This window comes from Daejeonella sp., assembly GCF_044348475.1.
Taxonomy (GTDB): domain Bacteria; phylum Bacteroidota; class Bacteroidia; order Sphingobacteriales; family Sphingobacteriaceae; genus Daejeonella.
The window spans coordinates 44,863-65,688 of record NZ_JBIKSU010000002.1; the positions used below are offsets into that span (position 1 = coordinate 44,863).

Annotated in this window: 19 protein-coding genes; 5 read left to right on the plus strand and 14 right to left on the minus strand. The window is 36.6% G+C overall.

Annotated elements, in window-relative coordinates:
- Nucleotides 1-25: 25 nt before the first annotated feature.
- Nucleotides 26-346 carry a thioredoxin gene (gene trxA / locus ACIQZ6_RS01075; RefSeq protein ID WP_395807322.1) on the plus strand — a complete coding sequence of 107 codons (321 nt, stop codon included), beginning with the start codon at nt 26-28 and terminating at the stop codon, nt 344-346.
- An 80-nt stretch (nt 347-426) separates the two neighbouring features.
- Here the strand turns inward: trxA and ACIQZ6_RS01080 are convergent, their stop codons facing one another.
- Nucleotides 427-2,574, minus strand: a complete 2,148-nt coding sequence (locus ACIQZ6_RS01080; RefSeq protein ID WP_395807324.1) for a S9 family peptidase — start codon at nt 2,572-2,574, stop codon at nt 427-429.
- Nucleotides 2,575-2,783: 209 nt separating this feature from the next.
- On the opposite strand from ACIQZ6_RS01080, the gene ACIQZ6_RS01085 reads away from it, so the two are divergent.
- Together ACIQZ6_RS01085 and ACIQZ6_RS01090 are read left to right on the plus strand one after the other, a co-directional pair.
- Nucleotides 2,784-3,704 carry a DUF58 domain-containing protein gene (locus ACIQZ6_RS01085; RefSeq protein ID WP_395807326.1) on the plus strand — a complete coding sequence of 307 codons (921 nt, stop codon included), beginning with the start codon at nt 2,784-2,786 and terminating at the stop codon, nt 3,702-3,704.
- 85 nt (nt 3,705-3,789) lie between these two features.
- Nucleotides 3,790-4,455 (plus strand): SGNH/GDSL hydrolase family protein, encoded by a 666-nt coding sequence (locus ACIQZ6_RS01090; RefSeq protein WP_395807328.1) that lies wholly within the window; start codon nt 3,790-3,792, stop codon nt 4,453-4,455.
- Between the two features lie 39 nt (nt 4,456-4,494).
- On the opposite strand, the gene ACIQZ6_RS01095 is transcribed toward ACIQZ6_RS01090, so the two are convergent.
- The 11 genes from ACIQZ6_RS01095 to ACIQZ6_RS01145 form a co-directional block, all read right to left on the minus strand.
- Nucleotides 4,495-5,760: a DEAD/DEAH box helicase gene (locus ACIQZ6_RS01095; protein WP_395807330.1), complete on the minus strand. Its 1,266-nt coding sequence runs from the start codon at nt 5,758-5,760 to the stop codon at nt 4,495-4,497.
- Nucleotides 5,761-5,849: 89 nt separating this feature from the next.
- Complete coding sequence (locus ACIQZ6_RS01100) at nt 5,850-7,052, minus strand: aspartate aminotransferase family protein (protein WP_395807332.1); 1,203 nt, start codon at nt 7,050-7,052, stop codon at nt 5,850-5,852.
- Between the two features lie 70 nt (nt 7,053-7,122).
- On the minus strand, nt 7,123-7,560 hold the full coding sequence (locus ACIQZ6_RS01105; protein ID WP_395807334.1) for a hypothetical protein: 438 nt from the start codon (nt 7,558-7,560) through the stop codon (nt 7,123-7,125).
- On the minus strand, nt 7,557-8,177 hold the full coding sequence (locus tag ACIQZ6_RS01110) for a hypothetical protein (RefSeq protein ID WP_395807336.1): 621 nt from the start codon (nt 8,175-8,177) through the stop codon (nt 7,557-7,559). The genes ACIQZ6_RS01105 and ACIQZ6_RS01110 overlap by 4 nt, the downstream gene beginning before the upstream one ends.
- A 30-nt stretch (nt 8,178-8,207) precedes the next feature.
- A complete protein-coding gene (locus tag ACIQZ6_RS01115; protein WP_395807338.1) occupies nt 8,208-8,759 on the minus strand; it encodes an RNA polymerase sigma factor in 552 nt (183 codons plus the stop codon).
- A 40-nt stretch (nt 8,760-8,799) separates the two neighbouring features.
- A complete protein-coding gene (locus ACIQZ6_RS01120) occupies nt 8,800-9,753 on the minus strand; it encodes a transketolase family protein (RefSeq protein ID WP_395807340.1) in 954 nt (317 codons plus the stop codon).
- A gap of 71 nt (nt 9,754-9,824) precedes the next feature.
- Nucleotides 9,825-10,670, minus strand: a complete 846-nt coding sequence (locus ACIQZ6_RS01125; protein ID WP_395807342.1) for a transketolase — start codon at nt 10,668-10,670, stop codon at nt 9,825-9,827.
- Between the two features lie 94 nt (nt 10,671-10,764).
- Nucleotides 10,765-11,226 carry a thioredoxin-dependent thiol peroxidase gene (bcp, locus tag ACIQZ6_RS01130; RefSeq protein ID WP_395807344.1) on the minus strand — a complete coding sequence of 154 codons (462 nt, stop codon included), beginning with the start codon at nt 11,224-11,226 and terminating at the stop codon, nt 10,765-10,767.
- Between the two features lie 61 nt (nt 11,227-11,287).
- Entirely contained in the window at nt 11,288-12,994 is a 1,707-nt protein-coding gene (locus ACIQZ6_RS01135) for a M23 family metallopeptidase (RefSeq protein WP_395807346.1), read from the minus strand.
- A gap of 12 nt (nt 12,995-13,006) precedes the next feature.
- Nucleotides 13,007-13,618, minus strand: a complete 612-nt coding sequence (locus ACIQZ6_RS01140; protein ID WP_395807348.1) for a fumarylacetoacetate hydrolase family protein — start codon at nt 13,616-13,618, stop codon at nt 13,007-13,009.
- Between the two features lie 45 nt (nt 13,619-13,663).
- The gene (locus ACIQZ6_RS01145) at nt 13,664-14,149 is read right to left on the minus strand and encodes a T9SS type A sorting domain-containing protein (RefSeq protein ID WP_395807350.1); all 486 of its coding nucleotides are present in this window, start codon (nt 14,147-14,149) and stop codon (nt 13,664-13,666) included.
- 273 nt (nt 14,150-14,422) lie between these two features.
- Here ACIQZ6_RS01145 and ACIQZ6_RS01150 point away from each other — a divergent pair, with 273 nt between their 5' ends.
- Complete coding sequence (locus ACIQZ6_RS01150; protein WP_395807352.1) at nt 14,423-16,363, plus strand: KUP/HAK/KT family potassium transporter; 1,941 nt, start codon at nt 14,423-14,425, stop codon at nt 16,361-16,363.
- A 91-nt stretch (nt 16,364-16,454) separates the two neighbouring features.
- On the opposite strand, the gene ACIQZ6_RS01155 is transcribed toward ACIQZ6_RS01150, so the two are convergent.
- Nucleotides 16,455-18,158 carry an amino acid permease gene (locus ACIQZ6_RS01155; RefSeq protein ID WP_395807354.1) on the minus strand — a complete coding sequence of 568 codons (1,704 nt, stop codon included), beginning with the start codon at nt 18,156-18,158 and terminating at the stop codon, nt 16,455-16,457.
- 75 nt (nt 18,159-18,233) lie between these two features.
- Here ACIQZ6_RS01155 and ACIQZ6_RS01160 point away from each other — a divergent pair, with 75 nt between their 5' ends.
- On the plus strand, nt 18,234-18,890 hold the full coding sequence (locus ACIQZ6_RS01160; protein WP_395807356.1) for a phosphatase PAP2 family protein: 657 nt from the start codon (nt 18,234-18,236) through the stop codon (nt 18,888-18,890).
- 219 nt (nt 18,891-19,109) lie between these two features.
- Here the strand turns inward: ACIQZ6_RS01160 and ACIQZ6_RS01165 are convergent, their stop codons facing one another.
- Nucleotides 19,110-20,825 (minus strand): M3 family oligoendopeptidase, encoded by a 1,716-nt coding sequence (locus ACIQZ6_RS01165; protein WP_395807358.1) that lies wholly within the window; start codon nt 20,823-20,825, stop codon nt 19,110-19,112.
- Nucleotide 20,826: the final 1 nt, after the last annotated feature.

The following is a 20,826-nucleotide window of genomic DNA, read 5'->3' on the forward strand; positions in this document are numbered from 1 at the left end:
TTATAAACACGAAAATCTTATTATTATGGCATTAGAATTAACAGATGCAAACTTTGACGAATTAGTCCTTAAATCTGATAAACCTGTTCTGGTTGATTTTTGGGCAGAATGGTGTGGTCCTTGCCGTATGGTAGGCCCCGTTGTTGAAGAACTCGCAAAAGAATACGAAGGTATAGCAGTTGTTGGAAAAGTAAACGTAGATAACAACCCTGGAATTTCAATGAAATTCGGGATTCGTAATATCCCCGCTCTTTTGTTCTTCAAAGATGGTGAAATTGTAGATAAACAAATTGGTGCAGTGCCTAAATCAGTTCTTGCTGAAAAACTAAGCAAGCAATTGGCATAAGCATTATACATATCGCTTAACAAAGAAGCTCCTGCAATAATTTGCAGGAGCTTCTTTGTTTTTATTAATCTGCATTGAATTTATTTCCAATACTCAAGGTATTCTGTAGGCACTGGCTTTTGTAGCATATTCATATAGATATAGCGCACATTTTCCTGATTGCTATGTCTTGCTTTTGAACCACCCCAGCCATGACGTTCACCTGGATAGAGCATGAATTCAAAATGTTTATTTAAATCCTGCAGTTTGTTGATTAGTTGAATGCTGTTTTGCATGTGAGCATTATCATCCATTGTACCATGTACAATACGTAAATTTCCTTTTAGCCTGTCTGCATAGGTTATTGCTGAGGTAATCTTATAGCCTTCAGGATTATTCTTAGGGGTTCCCATAAAGCGTTCGGTATAATGTGTATCATAAAGTGACCAATCAGTTACAGAGTAATTAGCAATACCATGTGTGAATACATCAGAGCCATAAGTGAGTGCCATTGCAGTAATATACCCGCCAAAGCTGCCCCCCGTAATTCCAATTCGTGTACCGTCTACATAAGGCTTAGATTTTAGTAGAATGGCCGCATCCATATAATCCTCGATCTCGTATTTCCCCATTTTTCGATAAATGAAATCCATTCCTGTCTTTCCCAGATGCCCTGAACTTCGGTTATCAATGGCTACTTGAATGATACCTTCTTTAGCCCACCAATAGGTAAGCCCCAGTGGGCTTTTCCATCGGTCGTAAACAGTTCCGGCATCCGGCCCACCATAAACAGAGATCCAGACAGGATATTTTTTAGTTGGATCAAAATTTAAAGGTAAAGTAATGGTCATCGGGAGTTCAAGGCCGTCGCGCGTCTTGTAATAGCTAAGCTCTGTTTTAGGAAGTTGATAGGAATCAAATGCAGCGCCTTTCGAATCGGATAGTTCACGAATAACAGTACCTTTATTATCCAATAAAGCTGATTTAGGGGCACTTGTTATATTAGAATACGTTGTCAAGAAATAGTTGCCGTCAGGTGAAATACTTATCTGATGGTCATAATTCCCAAATGTTAATCGGATAGGTTCTTCATTACCCTTCAAGCTAACACGGTAAAGGTCGTTTCTCGTTGAATTTTCTTGTCTTGCCGTGAAAAATAGTTCTTGATCCTTTTCATCAACTAATACCAATTGATTCACTCTCCAATATCCGGATGTTACTTGTTTCTTCAAATTACCTTCGAGGTCATAATAATAAAAATGACCCCAGCCGCTCTTATCGCTTTTCAGGATAAAACCTTGTCCATTTTTAAGAAAATACAGTTCATCAAACCAGTCGACCCAGGTTTTTTGTGTTTCTTCATGAATAGCCTTTTTGCTACCATTCATTGGATTGACACTATAAATAATGAGATTATTTTGATCGCGGTTCATCCATTGCATCCACAGTGTTTTGCTATCGGCCATCCAGAAAGGAGTGCCAAAATATTGATCGTTTTTTGGATCAAAATCTGCCCAAACTATCCCATTTGACCCTCTGTTAACTAATCCCATTTTCACTTCAGGATTTTTATCTCCTGGTTTAGGATACCTGGTATTTTCAAGAAAGCCATGCTGCCCGTTTGAATTGTAAATAGGAAATACAGGAACTTTTGAATCGTCAAAACGCATAAATGCGATCTGTTTACTATCCGGGCTCCACCAAAAAGCCTTATATCGGGTTGATCTGCCAAGAATTTCTTCATAATATATCCAGGAAGCCCATCCATTATAAATCACATCCGAGCCATCGTTTGTATATCGCGTTTCTTTGCCTGAAGCAATATCGATAGAATATAGGTCATTGTTTTTTGTAAATGCCACCTGAGTTTTATCAGGAGATAAGGTGGGATTTTTTTCAGGAATACTATCTTTAGTTAATTGTTTCTCTGTTCCCAAAGCATCCTTAAAAAAAACATCTTTATTCTTGATGCTTACTGAAGCTTCATTTACCTGTGCGGGTGCTGATTGAACTGCCTCTCCTGTGCGTGCATCAACAGTGTATGGCTTACTTTGCTGCCCTTCCATGCGGTATTCAATATAATGTGTATTATCTGCCCAGCCCCTGTATGCCGGAATTGGATTGATAATATCTTTTACCGGGTTTGAAAAAATTTCTTTGAAGCTTAGGTCTTTGAGTTGAGCTTGTGTTGAAAATGAACCAATCAGCAGCGCTGAAATTAAGACATATCTGAATTTATAAATCATCATAGGATGTTGATTTTCTTTAATGTATATAACTGGACTTTTGGATAGATAATTAGGCTATTTGGTCAATAGCAAAAAATCTTTCTAAGTTAATTTTTTTATATAATTCATCAAATGTTTTGGGGCTGTATTTATCCTGCTGCTCCTAAAATTTCTTTACATTATTTCAAAAAATCAGAATCCTTTACCCCGAAATTATATTATTTTAGAGCATGGAACCTAATCTGTCAAATTATAAAGATCTTCAGGATTTCGGGAATCTTGAATTACTTTCCAAGCAGGTTGTAGAGGGATTTATAACGGGTCTGCATAAAAGTCCGTTTCATGGTTTCTCTGTTGAATTTGCAGAGCATCGACTTTATAATACCGGAGATTCTATAAAAAATGTTGATTGGAAATTATATGGTCGCACGGATAAGCTTTTTGTAAAGCGGTTTGAGGAAGAAACAAACCTAAGGTGTCAGATAGTAATAGATGTTTCTTCATCGATGTATTATCCCGAGAAAACTTTTAATAAGCTTTTGTTTTCAGTATATGCTGCAGCTTCATTGATGCATTTGTTTAAAAAGCAGCGAGATGCATTTGGGCTTAGTTTTTTCTCAGATCAATTGGAATTAACAAGCTCTGCAAAATCAACAACAGCACATCAAAAATATTTATTCTCAGAGCTCGAAAAATTGATGACTAGAAAGAGTAGTGGCGATCATACCGATGTTGCTTCTGCTATGCATCAGATAGCTGAGCAAATTCATAAGCGATCTCTGGTTATTATTTTCAGTGATATGCTCGAAGCTGAGTCAGCAGAGGGGCTAAATAATATTTTTGCATCCCTACAGCATTTAAAGCATAACAAACACGAGGTAATAATTTTCAATGTGTTAGATCACAAGATGGAGCTTGGCTTTGAGTTTGATAATCGTCCTTATCACTTTATTGATATCGAAAGCGGTGAGGGTCTCAAAATCCATCCCAATAATGTCAGGGAATCCTATCTTGAGGCTGTAAATTCCTATCATAAAGAACTGCAATTGAAATGTGCTCAATATAAGATCGACTTTGTTGATGCCGATATTCACTCAGGTTTTTATCAGGTTTTAAATTCTTATCTTATAAAAAGAGCAAAAATGGTCTAAAACAGGCATCATGTTTGCTTAAAATAGTTTTAAGTATAGTTTGCAATTTCAATTTTGTACTTTGATCAATTAAATCAAAACAACAATGAAAAAAATAATTCTTTCTTTTACAATGATCATCTTATTAAGTGGTATGCAGATCCAAAAACCCTTAAAGGTTATATTTTTTGGTGATTCAATAACTAATGCTGGTGTAAAGCCTGGTGGCTACATTACCCTAATGCAGGAAAAAATTAAGCAGGATGGAGGCCCATCGTATGAGCTGATTGGCGCGGGAATAGGTGGTAATAAGGTTTATGACCTTTACCTCAGATTTCAGGAAGATGTTTTAGATAAAAAGCCAGATGTGGTAGTTATTTACATTGGTGTAAATGATGTTTGGCATAAGCAAAGCAGTCAAACAGGTACTGATCCCGATAAATTCCTTGCTTTTTATACGGCAATGATCAAAAAGTTGCAGGCTTCTGGCATTCAGGTAATTGTTTGTACACCTGCAGTAATTGGTGAAAGAACTGATTTCAGTAATTCATTGGATGGTGATCTTAATCGTTATAGCCAGATGATACGCGATCTGGCATCAAAATATGGATGCAGGTTAGTTGATTTGCGAAAGGCATTTTTAGAGTATAATAGGGTTAATAATCCAGATAATAAAGAATCTGGCATCCTCACAACCGATCGGGTGCATTTAAATCCTAAAGGGAATCAGTTACTTGCTGATCTAATGTTTAAAGGCTTATCCACTAACTAAAAAATGCTCCGGAATTTATTTCGGAGCATTTTTGTTTTTCTACCTTCTTTTATTTCCAAATCGTCTATTTGGACTTCCGCTCATTGGAGTATTTCCGGATGAGGAGTTCGATTTTTTAGCAGATCCGCCTTTCTTCTTTGTTGACTTGCTCATAATAAAGGATGCGCCACGCATGTGATAAGGTTGATCTTCAATAACAGGGATTTCCCTGCCGATCAATTTCTGAATATCTTTAAGATATTCCATTTCCTCTTCATCACAAAAAGAATAAGCAATACCGCTTGAACCTGCGCGGCCAGTTCTTCCGATCCGGTGCACATATGTTTCAGGAATATTTGGCAATTCAAAATTGATCACGTGCGAAAGTTCATCAATATCAATTCCTCTTGCGGCGATATCGGTTGCAATCAAAGCCTTTATTTGTCCGCTTTTAAAATTAGATAATGCCTTTTGTCGAGCATTCTGAGATTTATTTCCGTGAATTGCTTCTGTCTTAATTCCAGCTTTAACAAGATCCTTAGTTATTTTATCAGCTCCATGTTTCGTTCTGCTAAAAATCAACGCAGACTTAATACTCTTGTCATTGAGGATATGGATAAGCAATTTTTTCTTATCGTTTTTTTCAACAAAGAATAAAGACTGATCAATGGTATCGGCAGTACTAGAAACCGGTGTTACTTCAACTTTTTCAGGATTAACCAAAATAGTATTAGCCAATTTCTGGATTTCATCAGGCATGGTAGCTGAGAAAAACAAGGTTTGACGTTTTTGTGGAATCTTGGTTATAATCTTTTTTACATCATGAATAAAACCCATGTCAAGCATACGGTCGGCTTCATCAAGTACAAATATTTTCAAATAATGCAACTGAATAAATTTTTGATTGATCAGATCCAGTAATCTTCCTGGGGTTGCGATAAGAATATCAACACCGGCTTTTAAAGCCGATACCTGAGAACCTTGTGAAACACCTCCAAATATAACGGTGTGCTTCATTCCTGTGTGACGCCCGTATGCTGTAAAACTTTCTCCAATTTGTATGGCAAGTTCACGTGTAGGCGTTAAAATTAGGCATTTGATTGCTCTGGGCCCTTGATCATATATTTTTCCACCCTCCAGAATTTGAAGAATAGGTATGGCAAATGCGGCGGTTTTTCCTGTACCGGTTTGTGCACAGCCTAAAAGGTCTTTACGTTCTAATATGATTGGTATTGATTGTTCCTGAATAGGAGTGGGGGTAGTGTAACCTTCTGTTTTTAAAGCCTTTAAAATAGGCTCAATTAAGTTTAAATTTTCGAATGACATGTAATGATTTTACATCGCTGTTAAAAATGCCAGCGATTTTATATTTCTGCAAAGGTACGGCTTTAAACTGATAATGTTCTGGTTAAGAATTATTTGGCTATTCCAGCTCGGTAAAATTCAAGTGCTTCAATAATGGTTGCACATGCTTTATGTATTTCATTATCAGTAATGATCAAAGGTGGAGCAATTCGCATGGCGGTATCGCAGTGTAAGAACCAATCTATGATTATCCCGTTTTCAACGCAGCGTCTGCTCACATTCTCAACTTGTTCAAAGCTGTTTAACTGAATGCATAACATTAATCCCATTCCTCTGATTTCTTTGATTTCTGGATGCTGAAGGTACTTTCTAAATAGGGATTCTTTTAAGGGTACATCTTTATATAATTCTTCTTCTATAATCACTTCTAAATTGGCTAAACCAGCAGCACAACTAACTGGATGGCCGCCAAATGTGGTAATATGTCCGAGGATTGGATTCTCCTTTAGCACACTCATGATCTCATTACTAGAGATAAAAGCACCAATTGGCATTCCTCCTCCCATTCCTTTTGCAAGTAATAAAATGTCAGGTTTTATATTGAAGTGCTCAAAAGCGAATAATGTACCCGTACGACCAAATCCTGTTTGAATTTCATCCAGAATTAATAAGGTGCCTGTTTCATTACAGCGTTTTCTTAAACGCTGCATATAATTAATATCTGGTACTCTAACACCTGCTTCGCCCTGAATCGTTTCCATGATTACGGCCGCAGTATTCGTGCTTATTAAATCCAAATCGATATAATTATTGAATTCGATAAAACGAATACCTGGAAGCAGTGGTCTGTATGCTTGCTTATAGTGTTCGTTACCCATTACGCTAAGAGCCCCCTGGGTACTTCCATGATAGGAATCTTTACATGCTATAATCTCAGATCGTCCGGTAAAGCGTTTTGCCAGTTTCATGGCTCCCTCTGTGGCCTCGGCACCAGAATTAACGAAATACACAGAACTTAAAGAATCCGGGAGGATAGAAGATAATTTACTTGCAAACTTTACCTGTGGCGACTGTATAAATTCGCCATAGACTGTCAGATGAAGGTATTTGTCTGCCTGGTCTTTGATTGCTTGAACAACTTTTGCATTTCTGTGCCCTGTATTACTGACCGCAAAACCTGAAACAAGATCCATATAACTTTTTCCATTATAGTCATATAAATACATGCCTTCTGCACTTTCAATTTCAAGCAGGCGAGGAGATGGTGATGTTTGTGCAGTATTGAGTAAGAAAAGCTGTCGCGGACTTAGCATGTGTAAAAATACATATTTTAAAGCGTGTTAAAAATCGGCTATAAAAATGTGTTCTCAGCAAATATGCAGCTTAATTAGCTGATTTGCGACGGTGATTTAGTTGCTTGATCAGATGTTCTCTGAATTCGCGTTCAGCTTGGTATAAAAGTAGGATCTTTTGAGAAGGAATTACTTTTGAGTACAATTTTTTATACCTTTTTTTAAGGTCTAATATCTTACTTTCAAAAGCAAGCTCTGCATTAATTTTATCATTCGGAGTGATGTCTGTTTTCTGCCTGTCTTCTCTTCGCTTTTTCATCAACTCCATGAGTTCCTTTTGGTAATTATTGTGAACCGGCCAAAATTTTTGAGCTTCTTCAGATGTGAGATCTAATTTATTGGTAATAAAAGCCACTTTTATGGTTTCAATCTGTTCATTACGTTCACGATGATGTTGTGCAAATAATGATACATGAAGAGTAAGGCAGAAAATAATACAACATATCCTAGTTAATAGCTTTCTTTTCATAATGTAGTATTATTAATGTATTGTTCAATGTCTTGTGATGAAACATCAGAAGTAATTTGCTGCAGTCCATCCTCACTTAAGTTTTCAATAATGAATTGGTTATCATTTACGGTACTGTGAATTTGCAGATAATTGATGATCTCTTGATCAGGAACTTCTGAGAGATCTCTATTAATGGTATAGCCCGAAGAATTAAAATATACAGCGGTGCCTAAAACAAGTGTAATACATGCAGCAGCTGAATAACTGATCCATGATTTGAAAACATTTTTCTTTCTTTCTGGTTTCTGTTCGGCTAATTTGGTTTGAATACGTTCACCTAGGTCTGAAAAATAAGCTTCAGGAACAGTAAATCCTGTTGAAGGAACTAATGATTGAATAGCTTCTATTGCAATTTTTTCTTCAATACGCGAAGGTAGCTTTTGAAAGTAATCAGCAGGTGTATTAAATTCTTCTTCTGATTCAAACCGAGCTGACTCAATCAGTGCTTTTGAATTTAATTGATCAGTTAAAGATTCGAAATATCCAGATGGCACAACAAAAGGATTCACCCGCTTGATCGCTGCAAGAGTTGGTGCATCTTCTTCCCATTTGCTATCTGAATGTTTTAATTTCATAATCCTTTGATACTTTTCAAATAAAAAGGTTTAATCTGTATTTAATAATATATGTTCAATTTTCTTTACGGCAATATGGAAGGATGCTTTTAAAGCCCCAACACTAGTTCCCAATATTTCAGAGATATCTTCATATTTGAGATCATCAAAGTATTTCATGTTAAACACCAGCCTTTGTTTTTCAGGTAGTGTAAGTAAAGCTTTTTGAAGTTTCATTTGGGCTTTGTCGCCATCAAAATAAGGGCTTTCTTTTAGCTTTTCAACTAAATTTTTACCGTTATCATCGTCAATAGAAACACTATTCCTTATTTTTTTTCGCTTTAAAAAAGTGATGCTCTCATTTGTTGCAATCCGGTATAGCCAGGTATAAAGCTGAGAGTCGCTTCTGAAGTTGGAAAGGCTTTTCCATACTTTTAAAAACACATCCTGTACAAGGTCATCGGTATCATCATGGCTGATTACCATTCTGCGGATATGCCAGTATAGTTTTTGCTGATACTTATTAAGTAACAAACGGAAAGCTTCATCACGGGTATTTTCCTGTGCGAATTTCTTTAATATTTCTGAATCCTCAACCTGCATATTTATATTAATTGGCCTGGATCCTCGGAGCTAAGGTATTTTACTTGCGTTTGATAACCTTATTCACTGCCTTTATAATGTCTTCGGTATCTAAACCGTATTTTTTCATGAGCTGATCTGGAGTTCCGCTTTCGCCAAAACTGTCATTCACTGCTACATACTCTTGTGGAACCGGATTGTTTCTTGCTAAAAGCTGAGCTATACTATCTCCTAATCCACCAATTCGATTATGCTCTTCAGCAGTCACAACACATCCAGTTTTAGCTACTGACTTTAAGACTGCTTCTTCATCTAAAGGTTTAATGGTATGAATATTTATTATTTCAACATTAATGCCTGCCTCTGCTAGCAGTTCTCCAGCTTCAATGGCTTTCCATACCATATGTCCGGTAGCGAAAATACTTACGTCAGTACCTTCATTAACCATCCATGCTTTTCCTATTTCGAATTTCTGATCAGGATCTGTAAATACAGGTACTGCTGGCCTTCCAAATCTTAAATAAACAGGTCCATGATAATCGGCAATTGCCATGGTAGCCGCTTTTGTTTGATTATAATCACAAGGGTTAATCACTACCATTCCTGGAAGCATTTTCATCATCCCAATATCTTCAAGAATTTGATGAGTTGCTCCATCTTCTCCCAAGGTAAGACCGGCATGTGATGCACAGATTTTTACATTTTTATCAGAATAAGCAATCGATTGTCTTATTTGATCATATACACGACCGGTTGAGAAATTCGCAAATGTGCCAGTAAATGGAATTTTACCACCTATAGTTAATCCAGCAGCAATGCCCATCATATTTGCCTCCGCTATCCCGATTTGGAAAAAACGTTCTGGAAATTCCTTGATAAAAGCATCCATTTTTAATGAACCGATTAAATCTGCACAAAGGGCAACAACCTGACCATTCTTTTTGCCTGCTTCCAATAAACCAGCTCCAAAACCTGAACGAGTATCTTTTTTCTCAGTGTATGTATATTTTTTCATATAAAAAACGTTTCCTGATCTGAATCAGGCATAAGTAAATTTTAGGTATTCTGATCTTTTACTGGTAATGCTTAAAAATCGCCAAGAGTTTCTTCCAGTTGCCCTAAAGCAGTTGCAAGCTGTTCATCATTTGGAGCTGTTCCATGCCATTTATGGGTGTGCATCATGAAATCTACTCCATTGCCCATCATGGTTTGCATTAAGATCATGATCGGTTTCCCTTTGCACGTTTTAGAAATTGCAAGATCTAATACCCGTACTACATCTGCCATATCATTTCCACTCATTTCAAGCACCTCCCATCCAAAAGCCTCCCATTTGGTTTTTAAATTTCCTAATGAAAGAATCTGGTCAGTTGGCCCATCAATTTGCTGACCATTAACATCTATAGTTGAAATCAGATTATCTACTTTATTATGGCTGGCATACATTGCTGCCTCCCAAACCTGACCTTCCTGTAATTCTCCATCACCATGTAATGAAAAAACAAGCCGACTGTCTTTATTTAATTTTTTAGCAAGTGCAGCACCAATAGCAACAGACATTCCCTGGCCTAAAGAGCCTGAGGCAATACGTACTCCTGGTAAATTTTCATGAGTTGTTGGATGCCCTTGTAAGCGGGTATTAATTTTTCTGAACGTAGCAAGCTCAGATGCCTCAAAATATCCCGAACGGGCTAATACGCTGTACCAAACAGGTGAAATATGTCCATTGGATAAAAAGAACAGGTCTTCACCATGGCCGTCCATATCAAACTTGGTATTATGCTTCAGGGTATGAAAATACAAGGCTACTAAATAATCAGCACAGCCAAGTGAACCACCCGGATGACCTGACTGGCAGGCATGTACCATTCTAACGATATCTCTGCGAACCTGAGAGGCAATTTTTGCTAATTTTTCAATATCTGGAGTCATATTTAATGCTTAATGGCTCTACTAAAATAGCCATGATTTCTGAATAGATGAGCTGCTTATGTATTTTATTATTTCTTGTTGTATTGGGTATTAATTATTTCAGGATTTCTAATACCTGGGCAGATGAATTCTTAGTATCAACTTTATCAATGATCTTGCGAATCATTCCATTTTTATCAATAATGAAAGTTTTACGCGAAACACCCATGTATTTTTTTCCGTACATGTTCTTTTCAACCCAAACGCCATAAGCTTCAACAATTTTCTTTTCTGTATCAGCGATTAACGAGAACGGCAAATTATATTTACCAATAAATTTCAGGTGTGATTTTTCGTCGTCAGTACTTACTCCCAAAACTTCAAATCCTTCTGCTAGTAAGGATTCGTAATTATCCCTAAAGCTGCAGGCTTCTGCAGTGCATCCCGGTGTATCATCTTTGGGATAGAAATAAAGGATTATACTCTTTCCGGCAAAATTATTTAAGCTTACAGATTTGCCATTTTGATCATTTGCAGTAAATTCAGGTGCTTTTTGCCCTTCGCTTAATTCATTCATTTATTGGATTTTTTGATGCACTAAAATTAGTAAAATAAATATTGTGAAGGGAATATTTCTGTTACTTGTAAAATAAAGCATGGAACATGGCGGTATTATTTTTCTTATCGGTTACAATAAGTTGAAAATCATGTTTTCCTTTGACAAGTAAATCGTTTAAACGATGCCATAATGTACCAGATTTAGAATCATATTCCATCAAAACCCAACGTCCGTCAATCAGTGCGGTAAAGCTCTCGATTCCTGATAGATTATCAGCTATACGAAATTGAATCTTCGAGGTCGAGGCTAGATTTACTCCATCTCTGATATTTAAAGGGATAATTTTAGGAGCTACAGTATCTAGGGTAAGATAAAAGCTATCAAAGGTTTTTAATTCAGCTTTTACAGATCCATTTTCATAATACCCGCCCTGTGCAATTTTTCGGGTATTTACGATCAAGGCTTTGCTTCGCAAATTGGACGGGAGATCTTCAGCCGTGTTTATCGATAAATTATAGGTTCCTTTTAAAGGAATTAAACCATTGTGGACATGATGTATAGGTGAATACCCTCCAATTGGCCTGGGAGATTTGCTATAAACAAAGTTCAGGTTACTAAATAGCGTTTTTAAGGGTAATGTAATACTGAGCCCGGTGGTATCAAACGTATTGATTTGGTTAAAGGCCATTTTTTTTCCTTCAGGCTGTTTAACTAATTTTTTTGATGCAGGTTCAAATCTGACTTTGAAGTTTAATACACTTTCATTGCCGGCAATATCTTTTACGACATATTTTGCTTCGTGTATATTTTTGTCAGTACTATTTATTAGCCCAGTATTGACCAAATTTTTATAAATAGTCAATTCATTACCTGGTTCTATGAAGCTCTTCTGTATACGTTTCCCGCTTAAAATCAATGCAGGATGATCAATATGTGAATTGATGCCACGTGAATGTTCAAAAGAGAATTTTTCCCAAACAGAAGAATAAATTAGCCTGCCATCAATAAACAATTCTATAGAATAAGTACCATTTTGGTTCTCTGATGCAGAGTTTTTATCAGAAGCGATAATGCCAAAGCCAGATTCTTCTTCAAGTGGGATTATGGCTTGGCTTGAAACCTGGTATTGTCCAGCAGCTCCGTTAACCTGGTAAAATTGCTTTGGTGTATGTTCGCTAAACGGATTTCCATTCAGGTGGTATACGTATAAGCCTGCTATTGTAGGTTTTATTCTGTCAGGAATGGTAATGCCAAAGAGTTGCGGATTAATGGTTTCTTCAGTTTTTGTATCACGAAGCTCAAAATGAAGGTGAGGGCCACTAGAGCCACCTGTATTTCCGGCATAGGCAATGATTTCTCCTTTTTTAACTGGAATTGCAACAGGAAGAAGCAGAAAGTCAACATCAAATTTTTCGACGCTGTATTGCTGGGATGTTAATGCCTGGCTGATGCGATCATTGTAATTTCTTAGATGCATATAAACCGAAGTAAAGCCATTGGGATGATTTACATAAAGTGCATTGCCACCGCCACCAATCTGAACTCTGATTCTGGAAATAAAACCATCTGCAACTGCAAAAACTGGATAACCTTCACGCTGATTGGTTTTAAAGTCAAGCCCCGAATGAAAATGATTGGTACGTATTTCTCCAAAATTACCCGAAATAATTGGTTGCAGGTCAAGCGGAGGCCTGAAATAATTTAATGGGTAGCTGAGCTGAGTTGTCTGGCTATAAACCAGACCATTTATAACTACAAAGAAAAGAGTTAAATACCTTTTAAACATTTGAATGCAGGATTACCGGACATAAAAATCCAGTAACTTTTCATCTTCCAAATAACCTGCCAAATGATCGCCAACATTAACTTTTCCAACTCCCTGAGGGGTACCTGTGAAGATAAGGTCTCCTTTTTTTAGAGTAATATATTTGGATACAAAGGCAATAATATATTCATAAGAAAATAGCAAGTCACTAGTATTACCGCTTTGAACAGTATTTCCATTAAGATCTAGCCTGATGTTTAGCTTAGTTAAATCCTTGAAATTTGATTTAGGAAAAAATTTGCTTATCGGAGCAGAATGATCAAATGCTTTGGCCAGTTCCCATGGAAGCCCTTTTTCTTTATGTTTTTGTTGTATATCTCTTGCGGTAAAGTCTATACCCAGACCAATTTCATCAAAGTAATTACCTGCAAATTTTTCAGCAATATGCTTTCCTTCTTTTGAAACTTTTAAAACGAGTTCAATTTCATGATGTATATCACTTGAAAATTCAGGGTGGTAAAATGGTTTATTATCCTTTAAAATAGCTGTATCTGGTTTCATGAATATCACAGGTACGGTTGGAACAGGATTATTTAATTCTTTGGCATGCTCGGCGTAATTACGTCCAATAGCTATTATTTTCATACAGCGAATATATAAATACAGAATAAAAACAAGATGAAATTTTGATTAAAGTACCGAGATACGTTTTGTAACAATCTCTGAACCTACACTAACTCGAATAAAATAGAAACCGCTAGTGATACGGGAAGCGATGATGAAAGGTTTAGTTTGATCGCCAGCAGCAACTCGTTCAGAAAGTAGGGTAGTGATCTCATTTCCTAAAACGTCCATAATTTTTACAATTACATTAGCATCTTTGCTCATGTTAAAGCTTAAATTTAATTGATCAGAAATTGGATTTGGGTACACTTTTACATTATTCAATACCTTGTCATTATCGCCAGATTTAGGAGCACTCATGATTTTCGTATTGCCAAAAAAACTGTCTTTTGCAGGTTTAAATGGAATGAAATTAACCTTTACCCCATTCTTAAGGTAGGCCGGTTTATTGAGTCGGGTATCCGTTATTTTGGTTGAGACTTTTGCTTTTATTTTTGATGAATCTGGCCTAAGTCCCTGCAAATTTTTATATGCATAGGTATTGCCAGCCATGAAGATGGTTAGCACTATGGATATAAGAAAAACTCGCAGGTAGAAATTTATCATACGCAATTACAACGAAAATATAAATATAAGGCATTTTAAAATATACAAACAGGGTTTTGAGCCTTTTTAACAAAATTTAACTAAACCAAGTTTTAGATACGGTTGAAAACCTATATATGTTGCTCTAAATTTAAAAAAAAATGGTTGTAAATCAATGGTTCATTTATACAGTTGTGATATTGTTTTTAAGATGTACTTTTGTCAAATAATTTTATTGACGTGTCAAACATAAAAAATCTCCACAAGCTATCTGCTGCAGGTTTATTGATTAGTTTAGGTATCATTTACGGTGATATTGGAACATCTCCTCTTTACGTATTTAAGGCTATCATCGCAGATCGAATCATAACTGCTGATCTTATTTTGGGAGGCTTGTCTTGCATATTCTGGACATTGACTTTACAAACCACCATAAAGTATGTGATAATTACGTTACGTGCCGACAATAAAGGTGAGGGGGGTATTTTATCGCTTTACTCTTTGGTCAAGAAAAAGGGGAAATGGCTGGTTATCCCAGCTATGATTGGTGGATCAGCATTGCTTGCCGATGGAATGATTACACCGCCCATTACAGTTTCTGCTGCAATTGAGGGGTTAAGAATCTTTTATAAAGACATACCAACTGTTCCAATCGTAATTGTTATTATTTCTTTGCTATTCTTAATTCAGCAATTTGGAACCTTCATTGTAGGAAAGGCATTTGGTCCGATTATGTTTATATGGTTTACCATGATGGCCGTTTTGGGTAGTTTTTATCTAATTCAGTACCCTGAAATACTCAAAGCGATTAGCCCCTATTATGCATACGCCTTATTGTCAACTAATCCAAGTGCCTTATTTATTCTTGGTGCGGTTTTCCTTTGTACCACAGGTGCAGAGGCCCTTTATTCTGACCTTGGGCATTGCGGGCGTCCTAATATTCGTATGAGTTGGATCTATGTTAAACTTTGTCTTTTATTAAATTATTTTGGCCAGGGAGTTTGGCTTTGGCAGCATCAGGGAAGTGCCTTAACTCCTGGCGATAATCCATTCTTTAGCATTATGCCTGAATGGTTCTTAATTGCCGGAATCAGTATCGCTACTGCTGCTGCAATCATTGCTAGTCAGGCTATGATTTCGGGTTCTTTTACGCTCATATCAGAAGCAGTTAGACTTAACCTATGGCCTAAGGTTAAAATCAATTACCCAAGTAATCAAAAGGGGCAGTTGTACGTTCCTTCAATAAATATTTTATTGTGGATAGGATGTATTATTGTAGTTCTGATTTTTCGCGAATCTCAAAACATGGAAGGGGCCTATGGTTTAGCTATAAACCTTACCTTCATGATGACTACTATCCTTGTTGCTGTTTTTCTAAAGCGGAAGAAATTTCCTAATTATCTGATTATACTGTTTGTAACGATCTACGGGCTCATTGAATTAGGGTTTTTTGTAGCTAACATGGCTAAATTTATGCATGGTGGATGGTTTACCTTATTGTTAGCTTCTTTATTATTATCAGTTATGTGGGCTTGGTATTCTGCAAGGAAAATCAAAAACCGTTTTGTAAAGTTTGTTGAGATAGATTCATACTATCCTATTTTGACTGAATTAAGTGAGGACGAAACGGTGCCTAAATATGCCTCGCAGTTGGTTTATTTAACGAGTTCAAATTTTAACTCGGAGATAGAATCAAAAATAATGTATTCTATTTTACAGAAGCAGCCTAAGAGGGCAGATGTATACTGGATAGTGCATGTTGATGTTACGGATGAACCTTTCACCAGAGATTACAGAGCTGAGTCATTAATTCCAAATAAACTGATTCGGATTGATTTTAAGCTAGGATTCCGTGTGGAACAGCAGATCAATGTCTTATTCAGGAAAGTTGTAGAAGAGCTGGTAAAAAACAAGGAAGTAGACATTACGAGTAAGTATACCTCATTGAATAAATATAAGATTATTGGTGATTTCAGATTCGTGGTATTAGAAAAGGTATTGTCTAAATCGAATATTTTAAGCTTTAAGGATAAATTCATCATGGACTATTATTTTATACTAAAGAAGTTTTCACTTTCTGAGGAACGAGGTTTTGGTCTGGATGTTAGCTTTGTAACTGTAGAAAGAGTACCATTAATGATCTCTTATCAGGATACTAGCGAATTAACGCGAATGGAATAGATTTGGAATTATTTAAACAAAGAAAAGAGCTTATATCATGCATGATATAAGCTCTTTTCTTTATAGAGATATTTTTAAAGTTCTAAATTTATTATTTATTCAGATTACTCTTATGATAAGAATAAGAAAAGTAAATGATCAGACCTAATCCAAGCCAGATCAAAAACCGTAGCCAGTTGGTGTAACCCAGCTCTGTCATCAGGTATAAACAACTTAACATTCCCAAAACAGGAATCAGCGATAAATTTTTCATGAATGATAGTACAGACATGATAATCGCTGCCAGAATGAACAGAAAATAGGGAAGTTTATCTTTGTAAACATGCCAGTCTCCATTGTAGTCAAACAGTGCCAAAATCTGCTCTTTGAATACAATAAATACTCCAATGAAGAGTAAGGGCACTATAAATTTTGAGTTTATGTAAGGGATGCGGAAACGTTTATTTTTGGATTGTTCGGCATCTTCTTTTGGCAGGAGTAGTACACCGGCGCATACTAAGACAAATGCAAATAAGGTACCAATGCTGGTTAGGTCAGTTACCTCGGTTAAGTTCATGAATAATGCCGGAATTGCCACTACAGCACCTGTTACCAATGTAGCAAACCATGGAGTTTTATATTTGGGATGAATGCTTGAAAATTTGGCCGGTAACAATCCATCTCTGCTCATGCTCATCCAGATTCGTGGTTGACCCATCTGGAAGATCAGAAGAACACTCGCTGTGGCAATAACAGCACTGATTGAAATGATATAACTGATGTTTTCCAATCCCACATTTTTAAATACAAATGCCAGGGGATCTTCAACCTGTAACTCTTTATAACTTACCATTCCGGTTAATACGAGTGCAACAAGGATATATAAAACCGTACAAATGATCAAGGAGTAGATCATGCCTTTGGGTAGGTCGCGCTGTGGATTTTTACATTCTTCTGCGGTAGTTGAAATGGCATCAAAACCAATATAAGCAAAGAATACTCCCGAAACACCTTTCATCATTCCTTCAAAGCCATTGGGCATAAAAGGATGCCAGTTGGCTGGTTTAACATAGAAAAATCCGAGAATGATTACACCAATTACTACAGCAACTTTTAAAATTACCATTGCATTGGTTGCTCTTTTAGTCTCTTTGATTCCGATATAAACTAGGTAGGTAATTAAAAATACGATACCAAGCGCAGGTATATCGGCAATTAGTTTAAAATTGCCAGAACCGGGGGCATTAGCCCAAGCCTGGGCGGCAAATTTTGCTTTTTCGCTGATCCCGCTAAGATCTGCTCCGGCCGCAATCACTTCGGCATGGGCTTTTGATGCGGTCAGGTAATCCATAGTTAGGTATGCTGGAATATGGATATTGAAACCTTCCAGCAAATTAGTAAAATATTCACTCCATGAAATGGCCACCGCAATATTACCAATTGCATATTCCATTAAAAGGTCCCAGCCAATGATCCAGGCAATAAGTTCACCAAAAGAAGCATATGCATAGGTATAGGCACTACCGGCAACCGGAATTCTTGAGGCAAATTCTGCATAGCATAAAGCCGAGAAACCGCATGTAATGGCAGTGATAATAAATAAAATACTCACCCCCGGTCCGCCCTGAAAGGCTGCATTCCCAATAGTTGAAAATATTCCGGCGCCAATAACGGCTGCAATACCCATTAAGGTAAGGTCTTTTACGTTAAGAACCCGTTTTAATCCTTCAGCCGCACTTTCAGCATCAGAAAAACCTGCTTTTTGGTCTTTCATTATCAGCTCAATCGACTTTTTTCGAAACAGGTTTATTGACATATCCTCTGAATATTGAATGGTTTAAGAATCAAACATAAAAATTATTTAGTTTTGATAGCACATTCAAGCTAAATAATGAAAAAAAGCCTCTCTGAAATCATCTTCCAACAGCGGTATTTTTTGATTCCTTTTTTGATTGTAATGATCACAGGGTTTTTTCTAATGCTTTTGTTTTCTAAAACAGAACTTTTTTTATGGATTAACAGTAAGCACAATCCTTTTTTCGATCAGTTTTTTAAACTTAATACCAGGCTTGGAGATGGCTGGATGACCATCGCAGTAGTTTGTGGAATGCTATTTTTCAAATATCGCTATGCTGTACTCATGGCACTTGCCTATGCTTACAGTTCTATGGCTGTTCAGATTCTTAAAATACTATTCAACGCTCCAAGGCCTGTTAAATTTTTTGAAAACATCACTCCAATAAGAACCATTGATGGTTATGCCATGCATGAATGGAATAGTTTTCCTTCCGGACATACCGCTTCAGCATTTACTCTTGCTGTTGTTTTATCCTATATACTTTCCTATAAATATCGTCATTGGATTCTTATACCTCTTGCAGTTTTAACGGCATTTTCAAGAGTTTATCTAGCGCAGCATTTTATGGAAGATATTATTGCAGGGTCGTTAATTGCAGTGATAATGACTTTGCAGCTAATTTATTGGCTTGAGCATACTGCATGGTATCATTCTAAGAAGTTAGACGGCAGCTTGTTTGGAAAAGCTTGATTGACAGACCAAGGCTTTTCTCTGATTTTTTCTAAGTTTGACTATTGCTCAACCTGTATAAATCCATTATATTTTTCTTGATCAAGCTAAAAATACGGATTAGGCTTGTATGATGCTTTTTTATGAAAATTAGGTCGTTCAATTTTTATTGAATAGATCAGAACCAAAAAGCTGCCTCTACACTATTTTTATATAGCTTGAGCTTATAAAATATTAGATTTAATCTAGCTTTTTTAATTCACTTTTAATGAAATCAGCAAGCTCTTTTACATAAGTAGCACTAAAGTTGAATTCAATCCCGGCAGTTTCATAGATCTCTTTTATAGTTTTTGTATAACCAAGCTTTAATGCGTCTAGATACTTTGAAAGCCCTGTTTCAGGATCATTTTTATAGTTTTTCCAAACTGCAATTGCTCCTAGTTGAGCAATTCCGTATTCTATATAGTAAAATGGAACTTCAAAAATATGAAGTTGTTTTTGCCAGAGGTTTTCAAGTGCAAATGAATGTTCAGACCAGTCGGCAAAATTATTTCCGAAGGGTTCGAATATATTTTTCCAGGCTTGCGCTCTTTGTTCACTCGTATGTTCAGGGTTGGTATATATCCAGTGCTGAAACCGGTCAACAACGGCTACCCATGGAAGAGTTTTAAGCACATCTTTTAATTGATCTTTCTTAGCTCTTTTTAATTCTTCCGGATTATCAAAATACACATCCCAATGATCCATCGAGATCAGTTCCATACTCATAGAAGCAAGTTCTGCAACTTCAGATGGTGTATGCTTGAAATCGTTTAATTCTAGGTCTGAAGTGATGAATGTATGAATTGCATGTCCTCCTTCATGAACCATCGTTGTTAGATCTCTGAAGGTACCAGCAGAATTCATGAAAATAAAAGGCGCTCCGCTTTCGGCCAGTGGATAGTTATAGCCGCCCGGTGCTTTTCCTTTACGGCTATCTACATCAAAGAAACCATTAGCTTTCATTATTTCAAGCCTTTGGCCAATGTATGGGCTTAAACCATGAAAACACTTGATTGATTTCTCAATGAGCTCTTCGCCGTTCTTAAATGGCTTTAGTGCTGGTTTCCCAGAAACATCAACCTCCATGTCCCATGGTTTTAACTCAGCTAATCCTAAAGCTTTGCAACGACTTTCTGCCTGATGTTTTAATATAGGGACGATTTCTTTTTCAATTGCTTCATGAAATTTATAACAGTCAGTCGGGGTATAGTCAAAGCGACCCAATGACTGGAACATATAATCTCTGAAATTTTCAAATCCTGCATTTATGGCTACCTGATGGCGAAGCTTTAACAAGCTATTGAATAATTCATCCAGCTTATCTTTGTCTTGTAATCTGCGAGCGGTAATGGCTTCCCAGGCATCCTGTCTTACTTTGCGGTCTGTGTCTTTTAAAAAGACTGCAGCTTGTTCTAACGTGTATTCCTTTTTGCCAAGTTTTACAGACATTGAACCAGTGATTCCTTGATACTTTTGCTGCTCAACCTGAATTTGAGTCATTAAGGGGATGTTTTCTTCTTGGAATAGCTCAAGTGCTTTTTTAATACCACGTGTGTAAACAAAGTATCTTTCTTTATCTAATTTTTCAGAATACGGACTGTCAACAAATTTCTTATTTAATTGATTAGTGATTGGAGCAATCTTAGGCTCGATTTCAGTTGCAAAAAATTGAAAGTCTTTCAAAAGCGTTTCGTCTGTAGTATCACACGTCATACGAATATACCTCCATGCAAAATCCTCTTCGAGGGCTGCTTCAATTTCACTTCTATCTACAAGCCATTTTTCAAGCTCTGAAACAGAGCTTATGTTTCGAGAAAGTAATTCGTTAAATAGGGGTTCAAGACTAATCCAATCAATGGTAAGAGTTTCAGGGATATAGGTTCTTGGTTTTTTGGAGATCTTAAGGTTGTTCATA

Excerpts from the sequence above, each read along its gene's own strand:
- ACIQZ6_RS01080 (WP_395807324.1), bottom strand. The coding sequence starts at position 2,574 with ATGATGATTTATAAATTCAGATATGTCTTAATTTCAGCGCTGCTGATT.
- ACIQZ6_RS01120 (WP_395807340.1), bottom strand. The coding sequence starts at position 9,753 with ATGAAAAAATATACATACACTGAGAAAAAAGATACTCGTTCAGGTTTT.
- ACIQZ6_RS01155 (WP_395807354.1), bottom strand. The coding sequence starts at position 18,158 with ATGTCAATAAACCTGTTTCGAAAAAAGTCGATTGAGCTGATAATGAAA.
- ACIQZ6_RS01145 (WP_395807350.1), bottom strand. The coding sequence starts at position 14,149 with ATGGCTGGCAATACCTATGCATATAAAAATTTGCAGGGACTTAGGCCA.
- ACIQZ6_RS01095 (WP_395807330.1), bottom strand. The coding sequence starts at position 5,760 with ATGTCATTCGAAAATTTAAACTTAATTGAGCCTATTTTAAAGGCTTTA.
- ACIQZ6_RS01090 (WP_395807328.1), top strand. The coding sequence starts at position 3,790 with ATGAAAAAAATAATTCTTTCTTTTACAATGATCATCTTATTAAGTGGT.
- ACIQZ6_RS01160 (WP_395807356.1), top strand. The coding sequence starts at position 18,234 with ATGAAAAAAAGCCTCTCTGAAATCATCTTCCAACAGCGGTATTTTTTG.
- ACIQZ6_RS01165 (WP_395807358.1), bottom strand. The coding sequence starts at position 20,825 with ATGAACAACCTTAAGATCTCCAAAAAACCAAGAACCTATATCCCTGAA.
- ACIQZ6_RS01115 (WP_395807338.1), bottom strand. The coding sequence starts at position 8,759 with ATGCAGGTTGAGGATTCAGAAATATTAAAGAAATTCGCACAGGAAAAT.
- ACIQZ6_RS01085 (WP_395807326.1), top strand. The coding sequence starts at position 2,784 with ATGGAACCTAATCTGTCAAATTATAAAGATCTTCAGGATTTCGGGAAT.
- ACIQZ6_RS01135 (WP_395807346.1), bottom strand. The coding sequence starts at position 12,994 with ATGTTTAAAAGGTATTTAACTCTTTTCTTTGTAGTTATAAATGGTCTG.
- ACIQZ6_RS01125 (WP_395807342.1), bottom strand. The coding sequence starts at position 10,670 with ATGACTCCAGATATTGAAAAATTAGCAAAAATTGCCTCTCAGGTTCGC.
- ACIQZ6_RS01110 (WP_395807336.1), bottom strand. The coding sequence starts at position 8,177 with ATGAAATTAAAACATTCAGATAGCAAATGGGAAGAAGATGCACCAACT.
- bcp (WP_395807344.1), bottom strand. The coding sequence starts at position 11,226 with ATGAATGAATTAAGCGAAGGGCAAAAAGCACCTGAATTTACTGCAAAT.
- ACIQZ6_RS01105 (WP_395807334.1), bottom strand. The coding sequence starts at position 7,560 with ATGAAAAGAAAGCTATTAACTAGGATATGTTGTATTATTTTCTGCCTT.
- ACIQZ6_RS01100 (WP_395807332.1), bottom strand. The coding sequence starts at position 7,052 with ATGCTAAGTCCGCGACAGCTTTTCTTACTCAATACTGCACAAACATCA.
- ACIQZ6_RS01140 (WP_395807348.1), bottom strand. The coding sequence starts at position 13,618 with ATGAAAATAATAGCTATTGGACGTAATTACGCCGAGCATGCCAAAGAA.
- trxA (WP_395807322.1), top strand. The coding sequence starts at position 26 with ATGGCATTAGAATTAACAGATGCAAACTTTGACGAATTAGTCCTTAAA.